Origin of the sequence: Paenibacillus sp. SORGH_AS_0306, from assembly GCF_030819345.1 — a bacterium.
Lineage (GTDB): Bacteria > Bacillota > Bacilli > Paenibacillales > Paenibacillaceae > Saccharibacillus > Saccharibacillus kyungheensis.
On record NZ_JAUTBP010000001.1, the window covers coordinates 708,598 to 735,150 of the forward strand.

22 protein-coding genes are annotated in these 26,553 nt (G+C 39.5%); 9 read left to right on the forward strand and 13 right to left on the reverse strand.

The window, feature by feature from the left end; translation table 11 throughout:
* The first annotated feature begins 267 nt into the window (after positions 1 to 267).
* From QE450_RS02985 to QE450_RS03000, 4 genes are read left to right on the forward strand one after another with little or no spacing between them, the layout of a single operon-like run.
* A complete protein-coding gene (locus QE450_RS02985; RefSeq protein WP_307296784.1) occupies positions 268 to 1,344 on the forward strand; it encodes a sulfate ABC transporter substrate-binding protein in 1,077 nt (358 codons plus the stop codon).
* A complete protein-coding gene (cysT, locus tag QE450_RS02990; RefSeq protein WP_307296787.1) occupies positions 1,344 to 2,210 on the forward strand; it encodes a sulfate ABC transporter permease subunit CysT in 867 nt (288 codons plus the stop codon). Before QE450_RS02985 ends, cysT begins: the two co-directional genes overlap by 1 nt.
* 24 nt (positions 2,211 to 2,234) lie before the next feature.
* Positions 2,235 to 3,107, forward strand: coding sequence for a sulfate ABC transporter permease subunit CysW (gene cysW / locus QE450_RS02995; RefSeq protein ID WP_273615356.1), 873 nt, complete (start codon positions 2,235 to 2,237; stop codon positions 3,105 to 3,107).
* 38 nt (positions 3,108 to 3,145) lie between these two features.
* A complete protein-coding gene (locus tag QE450_RS03000; protein WP_273615357.1) occupies positions 3,146 to 3,802 on the forward strand; it encodes a cyclodeaminase/cyclohydrolase family protein in 657 nt (218 codons plus the stop codon).
* 80 nt (positions 3,803 to 3,882) lie between these two features.
* On the opposite strand, the gene QE450_RS03005 is transcribed toward QE450_RS03000, so the two are convergent.
* Positions 3,883 to 4,392 (reverse strand): DUF6985 domain-containing protein, encoded by a 510-nt coding sequence (locus QE450_RS03005; RefSeq protein WP_307296794.1) that lies wholly within the window; start codon positions 4,390 to 4,392, stop codon positions 3,883 to 3,885.
* Positions 4,393 to 4,397: 5 nt separating this feature from the next.
* Complete coding sequence (gene speD, locus QE450_RS03010) at positions 4,398 to 5,219, reverse strand: adenosylmethionine decarboxylase (protein ID WP_273615359.1); 822 nt, start codon at positions 5,217 to 5,219, stop codon at positions 4,398 to 4,400.
* A 428-nt stretch (positions 5,220 to 5,647) separates the two neighbouring features.
* Here speD and QE450_RS03015 point away from each other — a divergent pair, with 428 nt between their 5' ends.
* Complete coding sequence (locus QE450_RS03015) at positions 5,648 to 7,762, forward strand: methyl-accepting chemotaxis protein (protein ID WP_307296799.1); 2,115 nt, start codon at positions 5,648 to 5,650, stop codon at positions 7,760 to 7,762.
* 319 nt (positions 7,763 to 8,081) lie between these two features.
* The gene (locus tag QE450_RS03020; protein WP_307296802.1) at positions 8,082 to 10,196 is read left to right on the forward strand and encodes a methyl-accepting chemotaxis protein; all 2,115 of its coding nucleotides are present in this window, start codon (positions 8,082 to 8,084) and stop codon (positions 10,194 to 10,196) included.
* 104 nt (positions 10,197 to 10,300) lie between these two features.
* Here QE450_RS03020 and QE450_RS03025 read toward each other — a convergent pair whose 3' ends face one another.
* From QE450_RS03025 to QE450_RS03045, 5 genes are all read right to left on the reverse strand, one after another.
* A complete protein-coding gene (locus tag QE450_RS03025; RefSeq protein WP_274170600.1) occupies positions 10,301 to 10,816 on the reverse strand; it encodes a hypothetical protein in 516 nt (171 codons plus the stop codon).
* 113 nt (positions 10,817 to 10,929) lie between these two features.
* The gene (locus tag QE450_RS03030; RefSeq protein WP_307296804.1) at positions 10,930 to 11,958 is read right to left on the reverse strand and encodes an RluA family pseudouridine synthase; all 1,029 of its coding nucleotides are present in this window, start codon (positions 11,956 to 11,958) and stop codon (positions 10,930 to 10,932) included.
* A gap of 37 nt (positions 11,959 to 11,995) precedes the next feature.
* Positions 11,996 to 13,357, reverse strand: a complete 1,362-nt coding sequence (locus tag QE450_RS03035) for a sensor histidine kinase (RefSeq protein WP_273615364.1) — start codon at positions 13,355 to 13,357, stop codon at positions 11,996 to 11,998.
* Positions 13,357 to 14,100, reverse strand: a complete 744-nt coding sequence (locus QE450_RS03040; protein WP_274170598.1) for a response regulator transcription factor — start codon at positions 14,098 to 14,100, stop codon at positions 13,357 to 13,359. The genes QE450_RS03035 and QE450_RS03040 overlap by 1 nt, the downstream gene beginning before the upstream one ends.
* A 200-nt stretch (positions 14,101 to 14,300) precedes the next feature.
* Positions 14,301 to 15,122: a hypothetical protein gene (locus QE450_RS03045; RefSeq protein ID WP_307296808.1), complete on the reverse strand. Its 822-nt coding sequence runs from the start codon at positions 15,120 to 15,122 to the stop codon at positions 14,301 to 14,303.
* A gap of 244 nt (positions 15,123 to 15,366) precedes the next feature.
* On the opposite strand from QE450_RS03045, the gene QE450_RS03050 reads away from it, so the two are divergent.
* The gene (locus tag QE450_RS03050) at positions 15,367 to 17,349 is read left to right on the forward strand and encodes a fibronectin type III domain-containing protein (protein WP_307296813.1); all 1,983 of its coding nucleotides are present in this window, start codon (positions 15,367 to 15,369) and stop codon (positions 17,347 to 17,349) included.
* Positions 17,350 to 17,467: 118 nt separating this feature from the next.
* On the opposite strand, the gene QE450_RS03055 is transcribed toward QE450_RS03050, so the two are convergent.
* Positions 17,468 to 18,763 (reverse strand): APC family permease, encoded by a 1,296-nt coding sequence (locus QE450_RS03055; RefSeq protein WP_307296816.1) that lies wholly within the window; start codon positions 18,761 to 18,763, stop codon positions 17,468 to 17,470.
* 113 nt (positions 18,764 to 18,876) lie between these two features.
* Here QE450_RS03055 and QE450_RS03060 point away from each other — a divergent pair, with 113 nt between their 5' ends.
* Together QE450_RS03060 and QE450_RS03065 are read left to right on the forward strand one after the other, a co-directional pair.
* Positions 18,877 to 19,794 carry a LysR family transcriptional regulator gene (locus QE450_RS03060; protein WP_307296818.1) on the forward strand — a complete coding sequence of 306 codons (918 nt, stop codon included), beginning with the start codon at positions 18,877 to 18,879 and terminating at the stop codon, positions 19,792 to 19,794.
* A 38-nt stretch (positions 19,795 to 19,832) separates the two neighbouring features.
* Entirely contained in the window at positions 19,833 to 20,759 is a 927-nt protein-coding gene (locus tag QE450_RS03065) for an alpha/beta hydrolase (RefSeq protein WP_307296820.1), read from the forward strand.
* A 152-nt stretch (positions 20,760 to 20,911) separates the two neighbouring features.
* Here the strand turns inward: QE450_RS03065 and QE450_RS03070 are convergent, their stop codons facing one another.
* From QE450_RS03070 to QE450_RS03090, 5 genes are all read right to left on the reverse strand, one after another.
* On the reverse strand, positions 20,912 to 21,682 hold the full coding sequence (locus QE450_RS03070) for an alpha/beta hydrolase (RefSeq protein ID WP_307296822.1): 771 nt from the start codon (positions 21,680 to 21,682) through the stop codon (positions 20,912 to 20,914).
* 71 nt (positions 21,683 to 21,753) lie between these two features.
* Complete coding sequence (locus tag QE450_RS03075) at positions 21,754 to 22,779, reverse strand: FecCD family ABC transporter permease (protein WP_307296825.1); 1,026 nt, start codon at positions 22,777 to 22,779, stop codon at positions 21,754 to 21,756.
* The gene (locus tag QE450_RS03080) at positions 22,772 to 23,779 is read right to left on the reverse strand and encodes a FecCD family ABC transporter permease (protein WP_307296828.1); all 1,008 of its coding nucleotides are present in this window, start codon (positions 23,777 to 23,779) and stop codon (positions 22,772 to 22,774) included. Before QE450_RS03080 ends, QE450_RS03075 begins: the two co-directional genes overlap by 8 nt.
* A gap of 18 nt (positions 23,780 to 23,797) precedes the next feature.
* Positions 23,798 to 24,778 carry an ABC transporter substrate-binding protein gene (locus QE450_RS03085; protein ID WP_307302568.1) on the reverse strand — a complete coding sequence of 327 codons (981 nt, stop codon included), beginning with the start codon at positions 24,776 to 24,778 and terminating at the stop codon, positions 23,798 to 23,800.
* A gap of 86 nt (positions 24,779 to 24,864) precedes the next feature.
* Positions 24,865 to 26,532: an AraC family transcriptional regulator gene (locus QE450_RS03090; RefSeq protein WP_307296831.1), complete on the reverse strand. Its 1,668-nt coding sequence runs from the start codon at positions 26,530 to 26,532 to the stop codon at positions 24,865 to 24,867.
* Between the last annotated feature and the right edge of the window lie 21 nt (positions 26,533 to 26,553).

A 26,553-nucleotide genomic window follows, 5' to 3' on the forward strand; every position in this document is an offset into this window, starting at 1 on the left:
ATGTATTCAATATACAATATTATACCCGAGTCACCCTTGATATGACAAAGCATGTTTGTAAAAGAAAAAAGATTCATTTTGGAGATGATATAGATGTTCTTTATCTGAACGCTTGAAATGCTACAAACTTCTATCCAGTTTTACCCAAAAATATAAAAAGTTATATTGATTGTCGATACAAAGCTTGATAAAGTTTCTACATAACAAAGTAAACAGGTAGGAATTATTAAATTTAAGTAGAAAAATCGAAATGATGGGGTGTTGAGATTGAGAGACAATCAAAAGGGAAGCTACAAATTAGGGTCTGTATTTAGTGTGTTGCTAAGTTTAGTACTTGTGCTGAGTGCTTGCGGGGGAAATAGTAGTGCTACTAACAACGCTGAAGGAAATACAGGTTCCAATAAAGATGCGGTAGAGCTACTGAATGTATCGTATGATCCGACACGTGAATTGTATGAAGAATACAATACTGCTTTTCAAAAATATTGGAAAGAGAAGTCCGGTCAAGACGTTACGATCAAACAATCTCATGGTGGTTCTGGTAAGCAAGCACGTTCTGTTATTGATGGGCTCAAAGCAGATGTGGTTACTTTAGCACTTGGTTATGATATTGATGCGATTGCAGACAAAGGATTGCTTGCTGAAGATTGGCAGTCCAAATTTGAACATAATAGTTCTCCGTATACATCCACGATTGTATTTCTTGTACGCAAAGGCAACCCCAAAAATATTAAAGACTGGAATGATCTGATCAAAGACGATGTACAGGTCATTACACCCAATCCCAAAACATCCGGTGGAGCACGCTGGAATTATCTTGCCGCTTATGGTTATGCACTACAACAAAACAACAATGATGAAGAAAAAGCAAAAGCTTATCTTGCCCAATTATTCAAACATGTCCCTGTTCTCGATACTGGAGCCAGAGGAGCTACGACTACTTTTGTAGAAAAAGGATTAGGCGATGTATTGTTAGCCTGGGAAAATGAAGCTTTTCTATCTATTAATGAGTTAGGGCCTGATCAATTTGAAATTGTCTATCCATCGATCAGTATTTTAGCAGAGCCGCCGGTTGCTGTTGTAGACAAAGTAGCCGAGCAACATGGTACACAGGATGTTGCCAAAGCGTATCTGGAGTATCTCTATTCGGATGAAGGACAAGAGATCGCCGCCAAAAATCACTACCGTCCGATCAATGAAAAGATCGCCGCTAAATACAAAGATACATTTAAAGAAATGAAGTTATTGACGATAGATAAAGATTTCGGAGGATGGAGAGAAGCACAGCAGAAGCATTTCAGTGATGGTGGATTATTTGATCAGATTTATACACCGGGTTCTTAATGAGTACTCAACCTGTTCGTACCACCAAGCTTCGTCCATCCAAAGTACGTACTATTTTGCCGGGATTCGGATTGTCGATGGGGTTCACGATTGCTTATTTAAGTCTAATTGTTTTGATTCCACTGGCAAGTATTTTTATCAAAACGACCGAACTCAGTTGGGCACAGTTCTGGCATACCATTCTTGATCCGCGTGTATTGGCATCGTATCGAATTAGTTTTGGCACTGCTTTTTGCGCGGCAGCTATTAATCTGATATTCGGGCTACTGTTATCTTGGGTGCTGGTACGTTATCGTTTTCCGGGTAAAAAGGTGATCGATAGCTTAATCGATTTGCCGTTTGCTTTGCCAACAGCTGTAGCAGGGATCGCATTAACGACAATCTATGCACCGAATGGATGGATAGGGCAGTTATTTACCCCGCTCGGTTGGAAAATTGCTTATACCCCTCTGGGTATCACGATTGCGCTGATCTTTATCGGTATTCCTTTTGTCGTCCGTACGGTTCAGCCAGTATTGCAAGACTTGAATCAAGAAACAGAAGAAGCCGCAGTGATGTTAGGTGCTTATCGCTGGCGAACTTTTTATCGAGTGGTATTGCCACAATTAATGCCTGCTTTATTGACAGGCTTTGCACTGGCATTTGCTCGTGGGATAGGGGAATACGGATCTGTTGTATTTATTTCAGGTAATATGCCACTCAAAACAGAGATTGCGCCACTGCTCATTATGACCAAATTAGAACAGTATGATTATGCAGGAGCTACAGCGATTGCATTGGTAATGTTAATTATTTCGTTTTTGTTGTTATTGCTGATTAATTTTATGCAATGGCGGTTAAATCGCCGCACGATTGAAGGCGGATAGATTGCCAAGAAAGGAGATCGACATATGGCTGGTGCTGTTACTGCACACCTTTCGCACACATCTGCGGATCGTCCCCGGCATATCAATGAATCAGGCATTGTACGCTGGACATTGATTAGTATTGCTTTGTTATTTCTAGGCTTAATGGTGGTGTTGCCGTTAGTCTGTATCTTTATCGAAGCTTTCAAAAAAGGTTGGAGTGTATACGAAGCTTCTATTACAGATTCAGATGCTTTGTCAGCACTACGCTTAACATTAGTCGTCGCTTTGATTGCTGTACCGCTGAATACGATATTTGGAATAGCGGCGGCATGGACGATTAGTAAATTTCGTTTTCGTGGTAAAAATGCGCTGATTACTTTGATCGATTTACCTTTTGCTGTATCGCCTGTTATTGCAGGGTTAGTCTATATTTTGTTATTTGGTGCTCAAGGATATCTTGGACCATGGTTAGATGAGCATAATATTCAGATTGTGTTTGCTTTGCCGGGGATTGTATTAGCGACTGTTTTTGTGACTGTTCCTTTTGTAGCGCGTGAATTAATTCCACTTATGCAAGCCCAAGGCGTACAGGAAGAAGAAGCGGCAGCAAGTCTTGGAGCGAAAGGCTGGCAAATCTTCTGGCGGGTGACTGTGCCTAATATTAAATGGGGCTTACTGTATGGCATTATTTTGTGTAATGCACGCGCTATGGGCGAATTTGGAGCTGTATCGGTGGTATCCGGTCATATTCGCGGAGAAACCAATACATTACCACTGCATATCGAAATTCTGTACAATGAATATCAATTTTCCGCTTCATTTGCAGTGTCGTCGTTACTAGTATTTCTAGCGGTATTGACGTTATTGACCAAAGCTTTTTTGGAATGGCAAATGAATCGTCGCCAAACAGGGTAAAATACATCATAAGATGATTTTATCAGGAGGGCGTACAGGTGAATAAAGAAGTTAATACAGTGTCTTGGGATCAATCTTTGCGTGAAGTAATGAAGCAGTTAGGAGAAGCAGAACCGACACCTGGTGGAGGTAGTGTGTCTGCAATTGTTGCAGCTCTCGGTGCAGCGATGACTTCGATGACCGCCCACTTTTCGCAAGGCGAAGGATATGAAGAAGTGCAAGTAGAAGTGAATCAAGCACTACAAGATATGGATAAGATTAGAAGTGCTTGTGAGCATTTGATGAATAAAGATATGGAATCATTTGGACAATATATTGAAGCTTTACGTCTGCCACATCATACTGACAAAGAAAAGCAGGAACGCAAGCAAACTCTACAGACGATGAAATTACAGTCGATTGATATTCCGCTACAGTTAATGGAATGTTGTCTGTACGGTCTGTATAGCGCATCACCGTTGATTGAGATATGCAATCGAACTGTTTTATCGGATGTCGGCATCAGTATTATTTTGTTTGAAGCTTCGGCGCAATCTTTACTGCTAACGGTAGAAATTAATCTGGTGACTCTGCAAGATGAAGAACAACATCATTATTATCAACAGCGTGCAGATAGCTTTATGCAAAAAGTAACTACATTAAAACAAAAATGTCTAACACAAGTTCGACAACGTATCGCTAGTGATCATGCATAGAAGCTCAAATGATCGTACAACATAAAAAGCTCCAAACCATTCACGCTCAAGCACAGTGAATAGGTTTGGAGCTTTTTTTGCTAAAGATTATCGTAATTGTTGCCAAAAGCAAAGTTAAGACTGTAGTTCTCATAGTACGATAGTTCTTTCCATGCGTCAGGAACTTCGCAACTACCTACATACAAAATTTGCTGATCTCGAATCAACCATTCTAATCCATGTTCTACTTCCCAATCGCAATTTAGCTCTATACGAATAATCGTCTCGGTTCGTTCGGGATCCATCTCTATCATCAGATCAATAGGTTCGATATACTGTAAAATTTCTTCGGGTTGTTGAATAGACGGACACTCTTGGTCGCCTACATAATCGCAGAAGCTTTTACAGTAATCCCATGAAAATTGAAATAATTTAGCAAGGGTATCCTGATCCAACTGATTAAACGCTTGAACTACTTTTTCTACCGCTTCTGTAGAAATGTCCGGATCACCAACATAGACGCCCATATATTGATTAAAAACAGGGGCATAGAACTCTGCGCCCCAATCTTCTTTGCGTCGGTCTATTTTTCGTAGAATAGCTTCACTCATAATGACTAGACCGAACGATCTGTATTCATATTTTTGGCGTAATAGATTTCGTCCATTTCCATTTTGAGACGTTGTGTAATCTGATCTTGATCTTCTTCAGTCAATGTTTCTTTGGTATAGCCGAATAGATAATTATCCAGATCGAATTTTTTTAATTTACATTTCGTATGGAAAATATTTTCTTGATAGACGTTCACATCGATCATATCGTAAGTGTCTTTGATTTCAGAAGGAATATAGTTCTGAATCGAGCTAATATCATGATCGATAAATAGCTTGTGTCCTTGAATATCACGAGTAAATCCACGTACCCGATAATCCATTGTCATAATATCCGTATCAAATGAATGAATAAGGAAGTTCAATGCTTTTAGTGGTGAGATTTCGCCACAAGTAGACACATCAACATCCGCGCGGAATGTACTGATACCTTCATCAGGATGGTATTCAGGATACGTATGCACGGTAATATGACTTTTATCCAGATGCATCAATACATGCTCTGGCAATGGACCAGGTGATTCTTCAAAAGAAGCATTAGGTGCTGTCTCTACCGGACCTTCAGAGATCAACATCGTTACACTTGCTCCTTGTGGAATATAATCTTGCTTCGCCACATTCAGCACATGAGCTCCAATAATATCACATACATTCGTTAAGATTTTCCCTAGACGATCTGCATTGTATTGTTCATCAATATAAGCAAGATAGGCTTCACGCTCTTCTTTCGTGCGTGTATAGCAAATATCGTACATATTGAAGCTTAAAGATTTTGTTAAGTTGTTAAAATTATGAAGCTGAATGCGCTGTTGCGGTGTCAATCCCATCTGTATTCCCCCTATTGTCGTCGATATCGATATCCATGTTGTGTTGCTTCAATACATAGTATGGATCGGACAGTTGTATATTTAAAGTGCCGAGCACTTAGTAATAGCAAATACTATTCATATACCCCAATGACTTATTCAAAAACATTCAGCTATTAAGCTGTACGTATTAGCATGATAAAATGCCAACCGAATGCTGAATATGGTCGTTACATACGATTCAATGTTAACAGATGCCTTGCCTAATATCCATAGCTATAAATGTAAAACATCAACTTCTACAGCTAGGTCATTTGAGTAGATAAGATATTTGATTTTCCACTATTTTATAGTCCACAAAAAAATTTTGCACTATCTATTAAATAAAATAATAATAGTGACGATAAGTATTAAGAACTATAAAATGTCGAAAAAAGGCGGTTATTGTCGTGATAGAGAAATTGCTATCCCCATTTACGTTTGTTATATCTAAGCTCAAATACGCACAAAAATTTATATTAATTAGTGTATTATGTGCGCTACCTTTACTCTTATTAACCAGTATTTGGTTTGAGAATCAACAAGCTAAAATTCAAATGTCATCTTCAGAACGAAAAGGAATAGTTAATATTGATAGCATTTTCCCACTTATTTTACTGATGCAGAATCATCGTGCTTTTTATGGCAATTATGTATCAGGAGATACGAATGCTCAATCACAATTGAGTCAGACTGAACAAGATATTAGCGCAGAAATAAAAAAAATTGATCCTATTATCCAATCGCAACAACTACCTCAATCGATTACAATCTGGCAAGGTATTCAAACAGATTGGAGTATATTACAAAAAGAACAATCTTCTTTAAATGCAGAAGATAGTTTTACTCGTCACAGTGAATTGATCCAAAAAATGATGAATTTTATTACAAAAAGTGCGAATGAATCGAGATTATCTCTAGATAGCGATATTGACTCCACTTCACTAGCTGGTATTTTTACCAAACAATTAGCGCAAACGTCAGATATGGTAGCACAAATGCGTGGTAGAGGAACAGCACTACTGATTAGCAAACAGAATAATCATGATACCGTTGTAAAAATCACAGAAAATACAGGCAAAATGAAATTAACGATTGAAGATATCACTAATTCTTTAAATACAGCGTATGACAATAACCCGCAGTTAAAACAATTATTTGCTGAAAAAGGAAACGAAAATATCAGTCAAATGAATGCATTTGTAGATATCGTCACCAATCAAATTATTAATGATGAAAGCTTAAAAGGTTCTTCTAAAGATTATTTTGCGGCAGGTACGCAAACGATTCAGTCTTTACAACAGTTTTCAGAATCTATTGCTAATGAATTAGATGTTCTCATTGCCAAACGTATACAAGAATTAACGTATATGCGCAATCTGATTTTGGGAATTACTTTGTTCGTCCTTATACTTGTGGCACTATTTTATATCGCGTTTTACCGCAATGTCTTGCAATCAGTCAGAAGCTTACAAAATGGTGCAGATGCTATGGCGCAAGGGGATCTCTCGCAAACGATTGTACTTCAGACTAGAGATGAACTGAAACAAGTGGGAGATGCATTTAACCAAACGATGTTGTCTCTAAATGAGTTGTTGCATCGTAATCAACAAGTATCGGATCAATCTGCAACAGCTTCTGCTCATTTGAAAATCGTATCGACCGAATCGACATTAGCAATGGGACAAATTGCTGATGCGATTCAAAGCGTCTCTGAAGGCAACAAAGGACAGAAGAAATCAATGAATGAAACAGCGAATGCGATGAACGAAATGTCGATAGGTATTACACGCATTGCTGAAGCGGCATCAGGCGTAGCAGAGTCGTCTATTCAAGCAACAGAACTGGTATATGTTGGAGATCAAAAATTGGTCGACGCTGTAGCACAAATGGAAAGTATTCGTCAGTCAGTAGATGGATCAGGTCACAAAGTCCGTACACTATCCGAACATTCTAACGAAATCGGACAGATTGTAACTGTCATTATGGGGATCGCTTCACAGACTCAATTGCTATCATTAAATGCAAATATTGAAGCCGCGCGCGCTGGTGAACATGGCCGAGGATTTAGCGTAGTAGCTGAAGAGGTAGGTAAGTTAGCAGAGCAAACGAAGTCTTCTGTAGAAATGATTTCTATGTTAGTCCGTGATATTACTGAATTAGTATCGCAAACGGTCGCTTCTATTCAACTAACAGATCACGAAACGATGCAAGGGATTCAAGCAGTTCAACAAGCACATCAGACGTTAAAAGATATTTTGGCATCGACTCAAGTGGTAAGTGCTCAGATTCAAGAAGTCTCTGCTACCTCTGAAGAAATATCAGCAGGTATGGAGCAAGTAACAGCTTCTATGATTGAAGTTGCAGATGTGTCTGCTAAAACATCGAGTGAAGCAGAGACGATGGCAGCGGCAACCGAACAACAATTAGCTTCTATGGAAGAAATCAATACTTCCGCAGAATCATTAAGTGGTATGTCTACCCAATTGCAAGAGGATCTCAGCAAGTTCAAATTGCGTCATTAATATAGATAGTATGTCTCAAAAAAGGTTATCTGTGCTGTACATTCAGAGTAGGTAGCCTTTTTTGAAATTACAAATTGAGCTTATGAATTACATCTTTTGTTATATAGATCATTACTAACAGTACTGTAAAATGCAAAATGATATTTTTATTGATACCAGCACAGATACACGTAAGCAGTAAAGATTACATCATAATGAATGACATGAGATACCTAAAATAGAACATCATTTTATTTTTTCTATTACTTAACAGTGTAAACTGTCCGATAAAAATAGTGGATTCAACGAAAAAAATGTCGAACAAAGGTGGAAAATGTCAATGTCAACTAAGATTCTGTTGCCTTTTACCAAAGTAATATCTAGATTGAATTACGCACAAAAATTTATGCTGATTAGTTTTTTGTTCTGTATTCCGATTATTATGCTATTTGTCATTTGGTTTAACACACATCAAGAAAAAATTGATATTACTCATCAAGAGCAAAAAGGAATCACTTCTATAAATAGTATTATTCCTCTTTTTCTAGCGGTTCAAGAACATCGCGCACTATATAGCAGTTATACCAATGGATTAACAAACGTCAAACCAGATATCGAAACTACAGAAAAAGAAATCGATACACAAATCCAAAAGATCGATCAAGTTGTAGCTCAAAATGAATTTGCAGATTCTAGCAAGCAGTGGCAATCGATCCAAGCAGATTGGAAAACTCTACAAACAGAACAATTCTCATTAAATAATGCAGACAGCTTTGATCGCCATACCGCTATTATTAATAAAATGAATAATTTTGTACTGATTACAGCAGACGATTCAGGCATGTCGTTAGATACAGAGATTGATTCTTATTATTTAATGGATGTTTTCGTGAATCAACTAACTCAGACTATGGAAAAAAATGCTCAACTTCGTGGAGAAGGTCAGAACATTCTACAAAAGAAAAAGATAACAGAAGCTGAATTGGTTGATATTTTGCTAGAAAAAGGTCAAATGCAATCTCTTCGTGACGGAATTGCTGATTCTCTAGACACAGCGTATAAAAATAACAGTCAATTAGAAAGTATTTTGGGTGCACAAGGGAAAACAACACTTGCAACATTAGATCAATTCCTTACAACTGTAAATAATGATCTAATCACAGATAAAACGTTTGCTACAACCCCATCAACATTTTATGATGCTGCAACTCAGACTATAGAGGCTACACATACATTTACAAATAGTATATCTAATGAGCTGAATGAATTGTTGCAACAACGAATTCATGGCTTAACCGAATCCAGAAACATTATTATCGGAATTACTATACTCGCTTTACTATTAGTGACTTTATTTTATCTTGCTTTTTACCGGAGTGTTCGTGAAGCTGTACAACGTTTGCGTGATGGAGCGACAGCGATGGCATCAGGCGATTTATCTCAGCATATTCATCTCACTACTCAAGACGAGCTTCGTCAGGTCGGAGACGCTTTTAATCAGACCATTCAAGAATTGAATCTATTATTACGTCGTAATCAGGATATTGCCGCCCAATCATCCGCCGCTTCTATACAACTTAAAGATGTCGCTAATGAATCGACTCAAGCGATGCAACAAATTGCAGAAGCGATTCAAGGGGTTTCTTCAGGAACCGATACGCAGAAAAAAGCAACCGAAGAAACGGCTAATGCAATGAATGAAATGTCGGTTGGTATCGCTCGTATTGCTGAATCAGCATCAGAAGTTGCTGAATCTTCGATTCAAGCGACAGGACGTGCTCAATTTGGCGATCAGCAATTGGTATCTGCTGTCAATCAAATGGAAAGTATTCGTGATTCGGTTCATCAATCCGGCGATACCGTCAAAGTGTTAGCAGAGCATTCGCAAGAAATTGGACAGATTGTCACTGTGATTATGAATATTGCCGCACAGACTCAATTGTTATCACTAAATGCGAATATTGAAGCGGCTCGTGCAGGAGAGCATGGACGTGGATTCGCTGTGGTAGCTGGAGAAGTAGGTAAGTTAGCAGAGCAGACCAAATCATCTGTAGGCTTAATCTCCCGTCTGGTGGCTGATATCGAACAGTTGGTTCAACAAGCCGTTCAATCGATGGAACAGACACAGACAGAAACAGAGAGCGGTATTGAAGCTATTCAGAATGCTCATCAGACGTTAAATGAAATTTTGAATGCTACCCAGTTAGTGAGTGCCCAGATTCAAGAAGTATCAGCTACCTCTGAAGAAATATCAGCAGGGATGGAAGAAGTAACAGCTTCTATTGTAGAAGTGTCTGAAGTGTCAATGCGTACATCGGACGAAGCAGAGACAATGGCTGCGGCAACCGAGCAACAATTAGCTTCGATGGAAGAAATTAATGCTTCTGCAGAATCATTAAGTGATATGTCTACCCAACTGCAAGAAGATCTAAGTAAATTCAAATTGCGCGATTAATATAGATATCATTCTACAAAAAAAGGTCGTCTGCTCTGTAGTTTGAGAGTAGATGACCTTTTTTTATATGATTACCGATGTAACGATTAATTTTACCATAAAAATTAAGCTTGAGTCTGTGGTTTGAATCCTTCGTCTTTGAGATAGTCGCCAGCTTCACTGCGGGATTCAAAAGCCATATCTAAATTCAGACCGGAATAGACACACCACATCTCATCTTCGTATTTTAGCGTTAGAATATGTCCATCTTCATCGATCCATGTACCGCCTGTAGAAGTCGTCGTTGCTAATTTGAAAGAAGCTTTTGCTTCTTCTTTTTCTTTCAACTCAACCGTTTTGTGGTTGTACGACATCGCTTGGATCGTCTCATCCAGTAATGTGCGTAATTGTTCTTCCGAATAATCGCGGATATTTACAAATCCTTTATCATCGGTTTCGTAGTTATGCAATAATCCAGCATAAATATAACCGTTACCGTTCGGATGAATATGAAAAGCGACAATTTTTTTCTCATAGGCACTGTCTTCATAATGGAAATTCACACGACCTAGAGAAACATCTTTACGTTGTAGTTGTGGATACGATTGTAGCAGTTCAAGCTTTTGTTCAAAATTAAGCATAATTGCCTCCTATAAATAATGGGTAGTGGTGATTATAACATACGTAAAAAGAGATAAGCATCAAAAAACAGGTGCAGTTCAGCACCTGTTTTCATAACAGCATACATGATCACTTATGTGGATTCAGGCGCATCTTTAAAAGGATGTTTGAAGCTTTTAGGAATATCCGTTTCAAAGCGCATCGTCTCACCGGTAACAGGATGAATAAAAGAGAGTACACGTGCATGTAGACCAAGACGACCTACACCTTGAGCACGAGCGCCGTACTTTTTATCGCCAACGATAGGATGCCCTAGATCTTCCATATGAACACGAATCTGATTTTTGCGTCCTGTTTCTAAGCGAACTTCTAATAAGGAATATTCGCGTGTTTTTTGTAATCGTTTGAAATGAGTAATAGCATGTTGTCCACCATTATCATGTGAATTGGAGAACATTTTAAGTGTTTTGCTTTCTTTCAGCCATGAAGAAATCGTTCCTTCAGGCTTTTTCACTTCGCCTTCAACAAGCGCTACATAGGTACGTTCTTCTACACTTTCACGCCATGTATTTTGCAATTGTTGTTGAACTTCATGAGATTTGGCGAACATCATTATACCGGATGTATCTCGATCTAACCGATGAACTACGAAGATACGTTGTTCTGGATCAGTCGCACGTACATGCTCGGTAAGCTGACGATAAGCTGTGACATCTTTTTCTTTATCCGATGCGATAGAAAGTAGTCCAGCATCTTTGTGAATCACAATCAAATGCTCATCTTCAAACATAATCGATAGACCGACCATCGCAGGTGCGGCAACCGGAGGTTCTTTGTGAACCATTACTTCTTGACCGGGACGAAGCATATGATTGTACGCTGTAACGGTTTTTTCATTAATAATGACCTGACCACGCGCCAATATCGATTTCACCGAATTACGGCTGATATGTGTAAGATTATCCAGTAAAAAAGGAAGAAGTTCTGTCGCTTCCTTCACTGTATAGACCGTAGGTGGAAGTGGTTTGCCACGATAGGAACCATTGCGAGATGAGCTGCTTTTCGCTTTGGATGAGTGGGCGGTCGGTTTACCTTTATGACCTGATTTCGTTGTTTTGGAACGATTTGAAGATGAATGAGAACGGGAATTTTTCTTTTGCATAAGCTGTAAGCCTCCTGTAATTAACCCCTTCACTATATCATGGAGATAGTGATCTTGCACCCGTATTTGTTAATTCTGTAGTTTTGGGTAGGATTAAGGTAAATCTAGCCCCTCCAAGCGGGGAAGAAGTACATAGAAGCTCTGCTTGCAAATGGGATGCGATTTGTTGACAGATCGCAAGCCCTAGCCCGGTAACTCCACTTTTGCCTGTATAAAAGCGTTGAAAAATCTGCTGTCGTTCTTCCTCTGATAATCCTTCTCCATCATCGTCGATATGAATACACCATGATTGCTGATCTGAAGTCGGTTCGATGATCAACTGTACTTGTGTTGCAGTATGACGAACAGCATTTTGAAGCAGATTCAGTAAAATTTGAAAAACTTGTTCAGCCGCAATCGCGATAATCAGTGAAGGGCCGATGACTTGTAATTGAATATTACGCTCTTGCGCTGCTGGCTGTAGTAAATGAATCGCTTCTTCTGCCATCGTTTTGAGATCAATCGTGGTCTGTTGCCAGACTTCATCTACACTTTCAAGTCTCGATAATTGCAGTAATTTCTCGACCATATGAATCAAGCGCTTCGATTGAGTAGTAATAATCTCTAATCCTTGATCGGTTGTGACGACCTGATCTTGAATCGCAAAGACATATCCTTGAATCGACATCAGTGGTGTTTTCAGTTCATGGGATACATTTTGCAAAAATTCAATCTGGTATTGATGTTGTCGCTGTAATCGGTTGGCCATCAATTGAAACGTACTGATCAATTCCCCTATTTCGGTATGATCTGCTTGTAAAAAATGTTCATTAGGTTGTAAATGAGGTTCATACCGACTGACTGCTTCTTTTAACCGATTGAGCGGTTGTACCATGCGCCAGACAGCAAATAAAGCAATAAATAAAATAACGATAAAGCTAGCGCCGATAGATAATAAAGTGGTTCGTAACAAAGGAATATATAGGGCACGTACTGATGATAAAGGAGAGTACAGAATCACGCGAAATGGCTGATGATTGAGTTGAGCTTCACTGTATAACACTTTACTGCCGTTTAACTGCATATATCCTTGATGATTACTGGAAAAGTTTTTGAGGATTTTACCATTGTTTTGCGTATTGCTGGAAGTGATAATTTTATTGTTTTTATCAAGTACAAAATAATCAGCATAAAACAAAATATCTTTAATAAAAAAGCGGAAGTCTGTACTATCCAGTCCATCAATATCTTGGTCTTTCAAAATGTGGGCTGCTTTGATCGTCTGAGCAGATAATTGTTGTTTGACTTGATTGAGTAAAATATCATCCATTAATTGTACAAAGAAAAAGACGGTAATCGCTACCGTCATCAGCATACCTACACAAAGTGACAGCAACATTTTGCCACGAATCGTTTTCATTATTCATGTATAGCGGCTTTGTAGCCGAATCCCCATACCGTGTCTATCGTCAGTGTCGATTGATACTGGACTAATTTTTTGCGAATCCGTTTGACCAGATCATCTACAACTCGTAATTCTCCGAAAAAATCATAATTCCATACTTGCTGAATCAATTGTTCTCTACTGAATGGACGCTGTAAATGGGTCGCCAAAAATAACAACAATTCAAATTCACGTGAAGTAAAATACAATTCGTTATTCTGGATAAGCACTTGCCGAAATTCTTCCGAGATCGATAAATTACCTGCATAAACATAAGAGGTAGAAGCTTCAGGTACAGATGGTGTAGCCGTATCTGTAACAGCAGACACACTGACCGGGTTGCTTGCACGCTTGCCAGTGTCGATTAAGCGAAGCATTGCTTTTACACGTGCAACCAATTCGCGAGGATTGAAAGGTTTACTCAAAAAGTCATTACAACCCAATTCCAAACCGTTGATCCGATCCACTTCTTCGCCCCGCGCCGAGATCATAATAATAGGAATACCTGTAAATGTACGAAGTTCGGTTAATAAAGTAAGCCCATCAATACCAGGCATCATAATATCCAAAATCAAACAATCCGGATGTTCATGTTGTACCTGTTCAACCAGTTGTTGTCCATGAGCAAAGGAAAATACTTCATACTGTTCTTTGCGTAAATACTCAGAAATTAATTGCAAAATAGACGGATCATCATCAACTACAAATAGTTTGGTCATAGCGGTAACTCCTTATCTTTCCAGAGATATAAACGTTCTAATCTTAATGTAGCAGAGCAGGGTCACCAATATCAAAGTTTGCCTAAAGCAAAAAGACAGGAACCTGCTAGGCAGTCCCGTCTTTAAGAGTGAGTTTTAGTCATAACTTAGCAAGCTTACATTTGTAGCTAAAAGGAACTTGATGTATCTAAGCGATCCTTTTATTTGTGTGTTGTTGTTTTTGCAGGTGTTGTTGCTTTAGTTACAGGCGCTTTTGTAGCAGTTGTTTTCGTTGTTGCTTTGTGAGCAACTGCTTTTTTATGAGCTACTTTTTTGTAAGTAACTTTTTTAGCATTGTGTTTGGCAACAACTGGTTTACTCACATGACGAGCTGCTTTGTGTTTTGGAGCTTTAGTTACTACTTTGTGTGTAGCATTTGCTTTTTTGTGGGCTGTAGCTTTTGTAGCAGTAGCTTTTTTAGCATTGTGTTTGGCAACAACTGGTTTACTCACATGACGAGCTGCTTTGTGTTTTGGAGCTTTAGTTACTACTTTGTGTGTAGCATTTGCTTTTTTGTGGGCTGTAGCTTTTTTGTGAGTCGTTTTTTTAGCATGGTGTTTGGTAGCTACTGATTTAGCGACATGACGAGCTGCTTTGTGTTTTGGAGTTGTAGTAACGACTTTATGTGTAGTACCTGCTGTTTTGTGAGTTGTCGCTTTTTTATGAGCGGCTTTGGTAGCTCTATGTTTTGCTTTTGTTGCTTTGTGTTTTACTTTATGAGCGGCTTTAGTAGCTTTATGTTTCGCTTTGGTTGCTCTGTGTTTAGCTGTAACCGTTTTTGCTGTTTTTGCAGTCGATTTTGCTGGCATTGTTACTTTTTTAGCTGGAGTAGCTGTTGTTTTATGCGTTGCTGTTACAGGTGTAGTCGTTTTTTGTGTGGTTGGAGTAGTTGTTGTCGGTGTAGCTGCAAAAGCGCTTGTTGCTCCTCCTAATACACTGATTGTTGTTAATAATACTGCCGCATTTTTTGTCCATTTTTTCATTGGAATCACCTCTTCTTAGAATGTAAATTCATCTTATCAAGAGGTTATGTGAGAATAATGGAATAGATGTGTGAAAAGTGTATGAAATGATAAAAGTATAAGCACTCTACATGATTCAAATCATCTAATAAAATAAAAATATACATTAAATCCATATTGTGCTATTAATTAAGCATCCAATAATATACATAACCCGTTGATAACAGCATTTCCACTTGTATGAAATGATAAAAGGGGGTCAATTATGAAAAGCCAATCTCAATTAAGTAAAGGGTGGCTGTATTTGTGTATCTTTAGTATGCTGGTCATTTTTATCCCACAGGCGAAGATGATCGAAGCGGCTTCGGCGGTAACAGATGGAAGTGAAGGGATGGTCGGGAGTCGTATACCTGTAGGTACAACGTATACTTCGACTACGTATGATCCAACATTTGTACCGCAAAATATTGGAGATGGTGATTGGCATAGTATATGGAAAGTATCTAGTAATACAGGACGTATTCAAATGAACTTTCCAGAAGCTGTGAATCTGAAAGGTGTACAAGTCTCTACAGGAGGCGCGGGAGATCGGTATGAGACATATACAATTCGCGGTCTGCAAAATGGATACTGGCGTACGATTGCAACACGTACATTTCATGTGACTGCCAGTGAATATCAAGCTCTTACGCCAATAGCTGTACAAATAGGCTGGTATGAAGGAATTGATATTTCGGTGAGTTCTACGCGTAATTGGTTGCTAATGAGTGAAGTGAATCTAGGTCCTACAACGACTAGCATTGCTCCAACACAGCTCAAAGCGACCAATAACAATGAAGAAGTATCGCTTCAATGGCAACCACTTGCGAATGTAGATCATTATCAAATACGTTATGGTACGACTTCAGGGCATTATACAGAGACAATCACTGTATCAGCAGATACGTATACAGATGTACAGATTCCTGATCTGACAACAGGCACTGCTTATTATTTTACAGTAGCCGGAGTACGCAATGGAGTACGGACGAATTACGCCACAGAAGTACTAAGCATGCCAGTACCCGGATATAATTTCCCGGTCAATACAGGTAAAAGTGCAAGTAGTGAGTTTTACCGTAATCCTGTGGAAAATACAATGGATAGAGATATAGCATCCACATGGAAAACTCAAAACAACAGTAAAAATGCAACACTAAGCTATCTTGTCGGATATCCATTATATATAAATGAACTTCAATTTGTGATAACAGCGCCAGTGGAAAGTGATATTACGTATAAAATATACGAAGAAGGGGAACACAGCAATACGTTGATCGGGCAAAAAACAGTACATGTACAAGGTTCTACGTCTCCGATAGCGATTAATAGTATCCCTATTGAGCCAGATTGGTACCAATTACTCAAAATAGAAATTAGCTCTACAGCCGCTCCAGTCGTAGTAAATGAACTATTATATAAAAGCGATCTTTCTTATATGACCGGTCTACAGGCTACACCGCAAAATGGAAAAGTACATTTAACATGGGATACAGTTCCAGCAGCCGATCAATATCGCATCACTTATATGAAGCAATATCCAGATATTTTGCTAGGGCAGACGATTACTGTGAATGCAGATAAGTACCAGAATTACACAGTATCAGGGCTAGATAATAACAGTGTTCCGTATTACTTTGTTGTTAATGCTGTTGTTAACGGGCAAAATCAAAACTATTCCAATATTGTACATGCTACACCGATGAGTTATGCGACCGGTGATCCTGTTCCCAAAGGAACTACGGTAACCAGTGTCGGTTATTACGATAACCAACGACCAGAATATACGATTGATGGCGATCTATCTACCTATTGGATACCGAATACAGGCAATCATAAGAGTGGAACGATTAATTATCATTTTCCCAAGCCTGTTTCATTGGATGCGATTCAACTAGTCAGCATGTTGAATGTTCCGGGTAAGCAGGCATTCACTATCTATGGTCTACAGGGCAATGATTGGAATCTATTATATGATGGCAAAATTCAAGCATACTTTAATCCTTTTGGCGGCGTATTAGCACCTATTCCTGTGCCAGCAGGCAAATATGAAGGCATTATGATATTGACGGAGACGACCACCACATGGGTGACATTTCAAGAATTATTATTGTTTTATAGTGCCAACCCGCATAGTACGGTGCTAACTGATACGTATAGTGATATTACAGATCCAACAGTAAGTACAGATACGTATAGTATTCATTAGATACAGCAATCGGCATAATCATGAGATAAGTTGATACAATTAAGATAGTTGTCAAACAAAAAGCTGTTTTGTAGGCGAGATGCTTACAAAACAGCTTTTGTTATCGTATCAATTATTTTCACTTTTGATCCCAAAGTGGTATTTTGTTCACTCGATATTTGGATTGGATAAGAAGAGTGACTCCGAATACTATTGTGATCGCTACCGGATACAAAATAGCCCAACCTGTAAATGGAAAAATAATAGCTGTAGCTACAAAAGAAATCCAGCTAATGATCCATCCAAAGCGACTTTCACGTAATAAGCGAATCCCTGCGGCACATCCACCAAGATAGGTCAAAATAAAAGTCGCATTAGGCAATTGAATTAAAGTGGTTAACGAAATAATATGACTTGCGTACAAACCAGTAATCAACCCGAAGCATACACTTAGAAAAAGAATACCGCCTACAGGTGTACTGTATCTAGCAGATAATAGACTCATCCATTTAGGAGCATATTGTTGTCTGGACAATGCAAAAGCAACACGAGAAGAAGCACCCACATACACAATAATAGTAGCTGTACAGATAAAGATACCGGTAACCCCAGCTAATACAGCACCCCATGAACCAAGCAGTCGACTGATTATCCACACCAGTGAAGCATCTGATCCACCTATCAGATAACTTTGTGTACCTACAGTCGCCAGTGCAGTTAGAAAATACAAAATGCCTACTATAATCGCAGCAATCACAACACCACGAATCGCTGCTTTACGTGGATCTTTGAATTCTTCGGACATATGAGATACGGCTTCCCAGCCAATAAAGCACCAGAACAATATCGCAGCCGCTTGTCCGATACTTGTCCAACCATGCGGCATAAATGGAGTGAAATGAACGGCTTGAATCTCAGGCACAGCAGCGATAATCGCAAATGTAAGTACAGCTACAATAGAAATAACGACTGCAATTTGGATTTTGCCAGCCACTTGCATCCCGAACCAATTGGTGATTAATCCAACCAGCAACATCACGATCGCTATCCCGATTCGAACCGATTCATCCCAGCCCATCGCAGCTGTCATATAACCTGCACCGGTAAGAGCGGCTACAGGTGCACCGATCGGAACAGATAATAAGAAAAACCAACCGACCAATGCACCTGCACGCGGCCCAAAAGCCATACTCACAAAATGAGAGACTCCGCCAGCATTCGGGAACTTGGCAGACAATAATCCCATCGACAAAGCCATTGGCAAAATCAACAACGTCATAAATCCCCATGCAATCAGTGAAGCAGGGCCAGCCATTTGAGCCGCCAGTCCGGGAACAAGTAATACACCTGATCCAAGAACAGCTCCAATATAAAGAGCGACAGCTTGTGGTAAACCGATCGTCCGTTTTAGATGAGATGAATGTGAAGTGTTCATTTTAATTTCCCTGCTTTCCTTGTCATTTGCTACAGCGTAGCAGATAATAGGGTTATCGGAAAAACGGAAATTTCAAATGCAATCCATCTAAAAAACCGATGGGAGAGATAAATATGGAATCCAGACATTTATTTACGTTTCTAGTCGTAGTAGAAGTGGGAAGCTTTACACGTGCAGCTCAGCGTTTAGATTATGCGCAATCTAGCATTACCGCACAGATTCAAGCGCTTGAAGCAGAGTTGGGTACACCGTTGTTTGATCGAATGAAAAAAAAGATTTTGCTTACTGATGCAGGGCGTCGTTTACTTCCGTATGCACAAGAAATATCCAAAATGCATGCATTAGCCAAAGATGCGATTCGTTCGGATGCAGAAATGTCGGGTACATTAACTATAGGGGCTCCAGAATCACTAGCTGCTTTTCGGTTACCTAATATTATTCGTGAATATCGCAAACATCATCCCGCTGTCAAAATCATTCTCAAACCGGGTGCGTGTTCAGAACTGTTAGAAATGATTCGTAGTGGAGCGTTGGATATAGCGTTTCTGTTACAACCTGAACTGGAAGATCGTGAACTGCATATGGAGACACTTGTGTATGAAAAGATGGCGATGATCGCACCTATTGATCATCCATTAGTCGGTCAAGCTCATATTGTTCCAGAAGATTTGCGTACCGAAACGATTTTGCATACTGAATCGGGTTGTACGTATCGAACACTATTTGAACAATATCTAAATAGTCATGGCATTTTCCCTGATCCCAGTCTGGAATTTTGGAGTATAGAAGCAATCAAGCAATGTGTGATGGCAGGATTGGGCATTTCTTTTTTACCGCTTGTAGCAGTAGAACGTGAACTACAAGAACACAAATTAGCACGATTAGATTGGGATGATCGTGAACAACAAGTGTATACACAACTGAGTTATCATTTGAAAAAGTGGCAATCGCCTGCTTTGGATGCTTTTCTAAAAATCGTGCATCGTCATGCTACCGAATGGCAAGATGCTCCTTTGATCAATACTGTGTAAATATAGATTATATCGAATGACAGGAGAGAACATATACAATGCATAAAGTAGAACATTTAGATCATTTGGAAAAAGGAATACGTCAACTGGTAGAACAGTTTGTAGAAGCAGGTCGTCCGTCTGTACTTCATCAAAGTATCGAAGAACGTCGTGCAGGATATTTGAGTACAGTCCCATTGGCAGGAGACAAAGTAGAGCTTTATTCTATTCAAGATGTGAATATTGATGATATCACATTACGCCTTTACCAACCGGTAGATCAGACGGACTTGCCTGTATTGATCTATTATCATGGGGGATGCTTTGTCAGTGGAGACTTGGAGACTCATGATCAACAGATGCGTCAGTTGGCTTATGAAGGTAAAGCTCTGGTTATTGCTGTGCAATACCGATTAGCACCAGAGTATACATATCCAACTGCACATGATGATGCTGTACGCGCTGTACAGATTGTTCGTGAGCATGTGACTGCATGGGGCGGAGATCGTAACCGAATAACGATTGCAGGAGATAGTGCAGGAGGACATCTAGCGCTGGTGACATGTCTGCGGTTGAAAGAGCAAGGCGACTGGTTGCCACAGCGTCAGATTCTTATTTATCCGATGCTTGATGCTAGCGGTACAAGTACAACATATGCACAGTATGGCAACGATTATATTATAACTAGAGATGTATTGATCAGTGGATATGAAGCTTATTTTGGTGATTTACCGTTAAATCATCCAGAAGTCAGCCCGTTATATGCAGAGAATCTTACAGGGCTTCCAGAAACGTATATGTTAACCGCTGAATTTGATCCGTTATTATTCGAAAATGAAGCTTTGTATCGCAAATTATTACTAGCTGATGTAGATGTGCATTGTCGTCGTTATCTAGGTGTGAATCATGGCTTTTTCCAACTGGCAGGCATCAGTATCGCAGCCAGACAATCGTTACATGATGTAGCAACAATGATTTATCGTTAACCGATAGATCTTCAAAGCTGTTATTCAATATCGCGTAGATAGTAATATTGGAAAAGTAAACAAAGCAGACCTTCTACTGTAATCGTAAGAGGTCTGCTTTGTGTTGTCTGAGTCATAGTCTATTAGCAAGCATGAGTTGTATCTAAAGATCCTTATCTGTAAGAGGTTGTGCCAGAATAGGCTGCATTAGAAGCACCAAAAAGAAATTGTAATGATTTGATAAAATATTGCGTCATAAACATCAGATCATGAGTACCGCCATCTTCAATCTCAAGCAGAAACTGGTGTGCAGGAAAGCCTTTTGCTTGCCACAATTCACATGCAGATAGTACATTTTGGAACATATGCTGTTGACTGTTCTGTTTGTATAATCCTTCACAATTGCCTATCGACACATATAGCTTGAGATCAGCGGAAGGAGCCGGATGTTCTTCGATATAATTCATCACTCCTTCATACCAGCAAGAAGGAGAAAGCATACCCACACAGCCAAATATATCCGGTCGCCAGTACGCAGCAAACATGCTGACCAACCCGCCCAAAGAACCACCGACTATCCCTGTAGAAATAGCGTCTGTCAGTGTCCGATAACGTTGATCAATATGAGGCTTTACCTGATCGGCTAATTCATCAATATAAGAGTGGGCTTGTCCACCAAAAGCAGGAAATTGAGGATTCAAAGCCAGAGCTGGCCAGGGGGTATAATCATAAGTACGCCGATCGGTATGTACGCCTACTAGAATCACTTCATGTAGCAACTGTTCTCGAAATAATCGTTCGATATAATTTTGACAGTGAGTTATTAATTGACCTCCATCTTGTACATAGATTACAGGATAATCACATTCTGAAAGGTGGTAAGAAGGCGGTAAGTATACCGTTAATTTGCGTCCTAATATATCCAATTGATCTGTCCGTTTCATCAAGTATCTCCTTTCAACTACAGACTTTTTGGTAGCTGATTTTATATCATCTTATCTGTGCGAGACGATCATTATGCTTGGCGACGTCTACTTAATAACCATACAAAATAAGGTGCTCCTATAATCGAAAGAACGATCCCTACAGGCAATTGAGCTGGCGAAAATAAAGTTCGTCCGATAAAGTCAGCAATAAGCACCAGTAAAGCACCGATTACACCGCTAAGTGGAAGAGCACGCCGATGAGCAAGTCCAACAAGCCGGGTCGCCATATGAGGAGCTATTAATCCTACAAAGCCAATACTACCGGATACAGCCACACCAGCCGCTACAAGCCCTACACTAATAAACATCAATTGACTACGCTTTTGGCGCAAAGGTATTCCTAGACTAAGCAGTGTATGATCACCTAAGCGCATAACATCTAGCAGTCGTGTCTGACCAAGCAACCACGGAAGCAATACTACTATCCATGGAAGCATCGATAAAACAAATAACCAGTTCGCAGAATTAAAGTTTCCAGATAACCAGGCTGATGCTTTTTCAAAATCTTGCGGATTCATTTTGAGCGATACATATAACGTAACTGCCGAGAATCCTGTAGTGATAGCGATCCCTACCAGAATCAATCGTTGTGGATTAAGCCCGTGTTGATCTTTGGCAAGTAGAAAAATAAGTAAAGCAGCTAACAAACCGCCTATCATTCCGAATAAAGGCATCATCATAATCGCTATATTTCCTGTGATATCGATCTGATCACGAATCAAAAACATAAACAGCACAATAAACATGCCTGCGCCTGCATTAATCCCTAGAATCCCCGGATCAGCTAATGGGTTGCGAGTGAGACTTTGTACGACAGTTCCTGCAATCCCGAGGGTTGCTCCTATCACTAGACCCAATACAATACGAGGCAAGCGAAATTGAAAAATGACAATATAATGAGAAGCATCACTCGATCTATGAAGCAGTGTAGACATCATTTCAATCCATGACAGTCTAAGTTCACCATACGTAAGACCGATTCCCACTATAAGCAAAATCAACACTATTCCAATACTCATGATCGATATATAGCGTGCTTGAGAATCTTTATTCATGTCGTGAGCCTCCTTTACGACGAATCAGGTAAAGGAAAAAAGGAACACCGAATAAAGCAGTAATCACACCGATAGGAGTCTCAAATGGATAATTTACAAACCGAGATAAAATATCACAACAAGCTAGAAACATCCCTCCAAGTACACCGGATAACGGAATAATACGGCGATAATCGGTTCCGCCGATCATTTTGGCAATATGAGGAACAATCAAGCCGATAAAAGCAATTTTTCCCGCTAGAGCCACAGAAATACCGGATAACAAAGCAACTGCTATAAAAGCCGCCAATTTGATAAGTTTGACCCGTTGACCTAGACCTGTAGATATTTCTTCGCCTAGAGATAACGCAGAAATAGAGCGCGCAATAATCAACATAATCACAAAGCCGACAATAGCAAATGGAAGCGATAATTGAATCAATTCAGGATCAATCTGATATAAGCGAGCGTTATACCAATAACTAATCCGCTGAGATACATGAAAATACATCGCAATCGCATCAGCTAATCCATTCAAAAACATACCGGTTAATGTGCCTAGAATAGCTAGAACAATCGGTGACTGTGCTCCTGGAATCAGATAAGACATTCCAAATACCAATAACATGCCAAAAGCCGAACCTAACATAGATACCACAATCAGACTGCTTCCATGTATAGACGGTGCAAAGATCATACATAATGTAATCGCAAATACAGAACCATCCAATACACCAAGTAGTGAAGGGGAAGCTAGATCGTTACGAGTAATCCCTTGCATGACTGCGCCAGACATCGCAAGAAAAGCCCCGATCAACAAAGCACCGATCGCGCGCGGTAACCTTGAATGACGTATAATCTGATGATCGACATTACCAGTATCAAAATGAAAGATAGCGTTCCAGACATCAAGAGATGAGATGTTTTTGGCTCCATATAGAACAGATATCACAATGATGAAAATAATAACTACCGGCGCAGTCCAAAAGATCACTGCCGGTAGTCTATAAATGTTGTACATATTAGATTCATTACCTTCTTATTTGGATTGTAACGTATCAACAAAAGCTTGAAGAAATTGAATTTTACTATACGCTGTTCCACCTTGAGCGAGCGGATCAACTACATTGACAAAGACGTTGCCATCTTTGACAGCTTGAATACTTTGGAAAATCGGATTGTTTTGCAAATCTTCCAGAGCGCCTGTAGCATCTGGATTCTCATCTTCTGAAAACTGGATAAATAACACATCTGGATTCATTTGAGCAAATTGTTCAATGGAGATCGCTTCTTGTGATTTGGCAGCGGCAACTTCTGCTGGAATAGCTAATCCCAGATCGCTGTATAATACAGGATTAAAATATAAGTCAGGCCCGTATAGACAGACAGCTCCTTCACGCATACGAACCAGCAATACTTGTTTATCTTTTAATGTACTTTGTAAAGACGTTTTCGCTTTTTCTAAATTAGCTTTGTAAGCAGTGATTTCTTGTGCTGCTTGTTTTTGCTTGCCACTAATTTCACCTAACAGGGTCAAATTTTCTTCCCAGTTTGTAGCAACATGCGAATAAGGAATAGTTGGGGCAATCTGTTGTAATTTTTCCAGTATAGCCGGATCGAACTTGGTTGTACCGAGAATAACATCCGGTTTGAGAGACAAAATCTTTTCAAAGTTAGGATCGATTTTTTCTCCTATTGATTCTGCTTGATCAGTGATCGAAGCGAACAAAGGAGGAAACTTACCGGAGACAGAGATTGCGCCAACAGGATGAATATCAAGTAAAATAGAATCCTCCATTGCTTCCAAAGAACCTGTAATCACGATTCGTTCGGCTTTGGCTGGAATCGTATAAGACTTGTCCAGATACGTAATCGTTCGCGTAGCTGTAGAAGCTGAATCCGTCGAAGCTACAGGTGTAGTTGCTGAAGAGCTAGTTCCTTCTGTCGCTATAGGCTTACCACATGCAGCCAATATTACAAATGTGGCAATCATACATATAGACGTAATTGTTTTTTTCATAATCATTATATAACTCCCCTCAATATCAGTGAGAAATATTCTCAATAGCTATCATAGAGGTTATATTTGTGCTTTGCCATAGACAATCAACGGATAGCACATGGACTTTTGGCGGATAAGTAGTGTATTAGCTCTTCACGTACTCTGGTCAAAGCAGTAGGAGAGTATTCGCGCCATGGACTTGAACTTAGAATATGCAATTGTTGTTGACGGATTACTGGAAGATCAAGCCAGCGAGAAGATTGCCGTAATCGATGCCAGTGTTCTAATGTCTCCGAATCTTGACGAATTAAGATACCAATATGTTCTACATCACTTGCTTGTAATTGATCCCATGTCACTATATCCTCTTCATTATCGTCAGCCGGTGTATCGTGAGGTCGCTGTATTCCCAGTTCGTCATAGATATAATCTAATAATCCAGCTGAACCGAGACTGTATAACTGATCATGAAGCATACGCACAAATAATACAGTAGGTCTGGAACCATCGGAACGGGTAAGTAACGTTCTAACACGTGCGGTATGTTGATCAAATGTATTAATCCATTGCTTGGCTTCTTCATTCATCTGAAGTTGTTCTGCCAGTTGATATAAGCCTGTTCGCCATGAACCACGTTGTGGAGCTGGCAATGTAATCATTTGAGCAGATTGACTTAACTGTGTATATTCTTCGGCTTGAATATCGTGTGAGCATACGATCCAATCAGGCTTGAGTTCTTCTAGCTGTCGTATAGCGGTATGAGTCTGCTGATCTGAATTTCCATATTCCAAATGATAAGGAATATCTGCACCGTAACGTTCTAGATAATATCCTGACCATTTGGGATGTAGTGGAGCGGCATAAGGTACAATATCAAGCGGTAGCAGATAACCAAGTGTAGACACACTAGCATAAGCGGCTACTTTTTGCTTGCGTTTGTGTATATATGTCGAAGGCGATACACCTGTCTCTTTTTTGAATACACGACTAAAATAAAATTCATCCCGATAACCGACTTCATGTGCGATATCTTTGAGTTTGTAGCCTGAACGAAGCATCAACTGTTTGGCCTGCGTAAGACGAATTTCAGTCATATATTCATGAGGACTTTGACCATAGGTTTTTTTAAATACATCAGAGAAATGCTTGGCACTAAGTCCAGCGATCTGACTTAATTGTTCTAGCGTATGTGCTTGCTGAGGATCATCAGCAATATAATTTCGAGCACGCACCAGACCATCTTCTTGTTGGAGTGTACATTTTTCTTTGGCTGTAGCCACTTCAAACAACAATTCAATAGCATCAATCTGAGCACGCCAGCGATGTAACACATGAGTCGAACGAAAAGTAGAGCAAATCTGCTGACACTTTGCACTGGCATACGGAAGTGTAGCTTCAGCCGGAAAATATAAGTGTTGAGAATCGGTAGCAGACTGCAATTGTCTAGGATCGTCTGGATGTGGCAAATACAGTTCCAGATGAAGCATCGCTACCTGTGTATCCATATGTTCGGAAGACAAAGCAAATGTACTACCGGAATGACATAGATAGACTGTATCTGTTCTCATAGGGTAGGGATCATTTTCACGCTTTAATATACATTCGCCTTCGATCAGCACAAGAATAGTCATATGAGTCGCCATAATCTGTGTTAATGACAATGAAGTCTGAGGTTGTATATGTTGAATATCTGCATGATGCAGTTGTAATACATAAGGATGTGCTTGAACAGTTGCTTGGGTAGTTATCGATGTCATCTGTGGAAAGTTCAATATTGATTCTCCTTTACATAT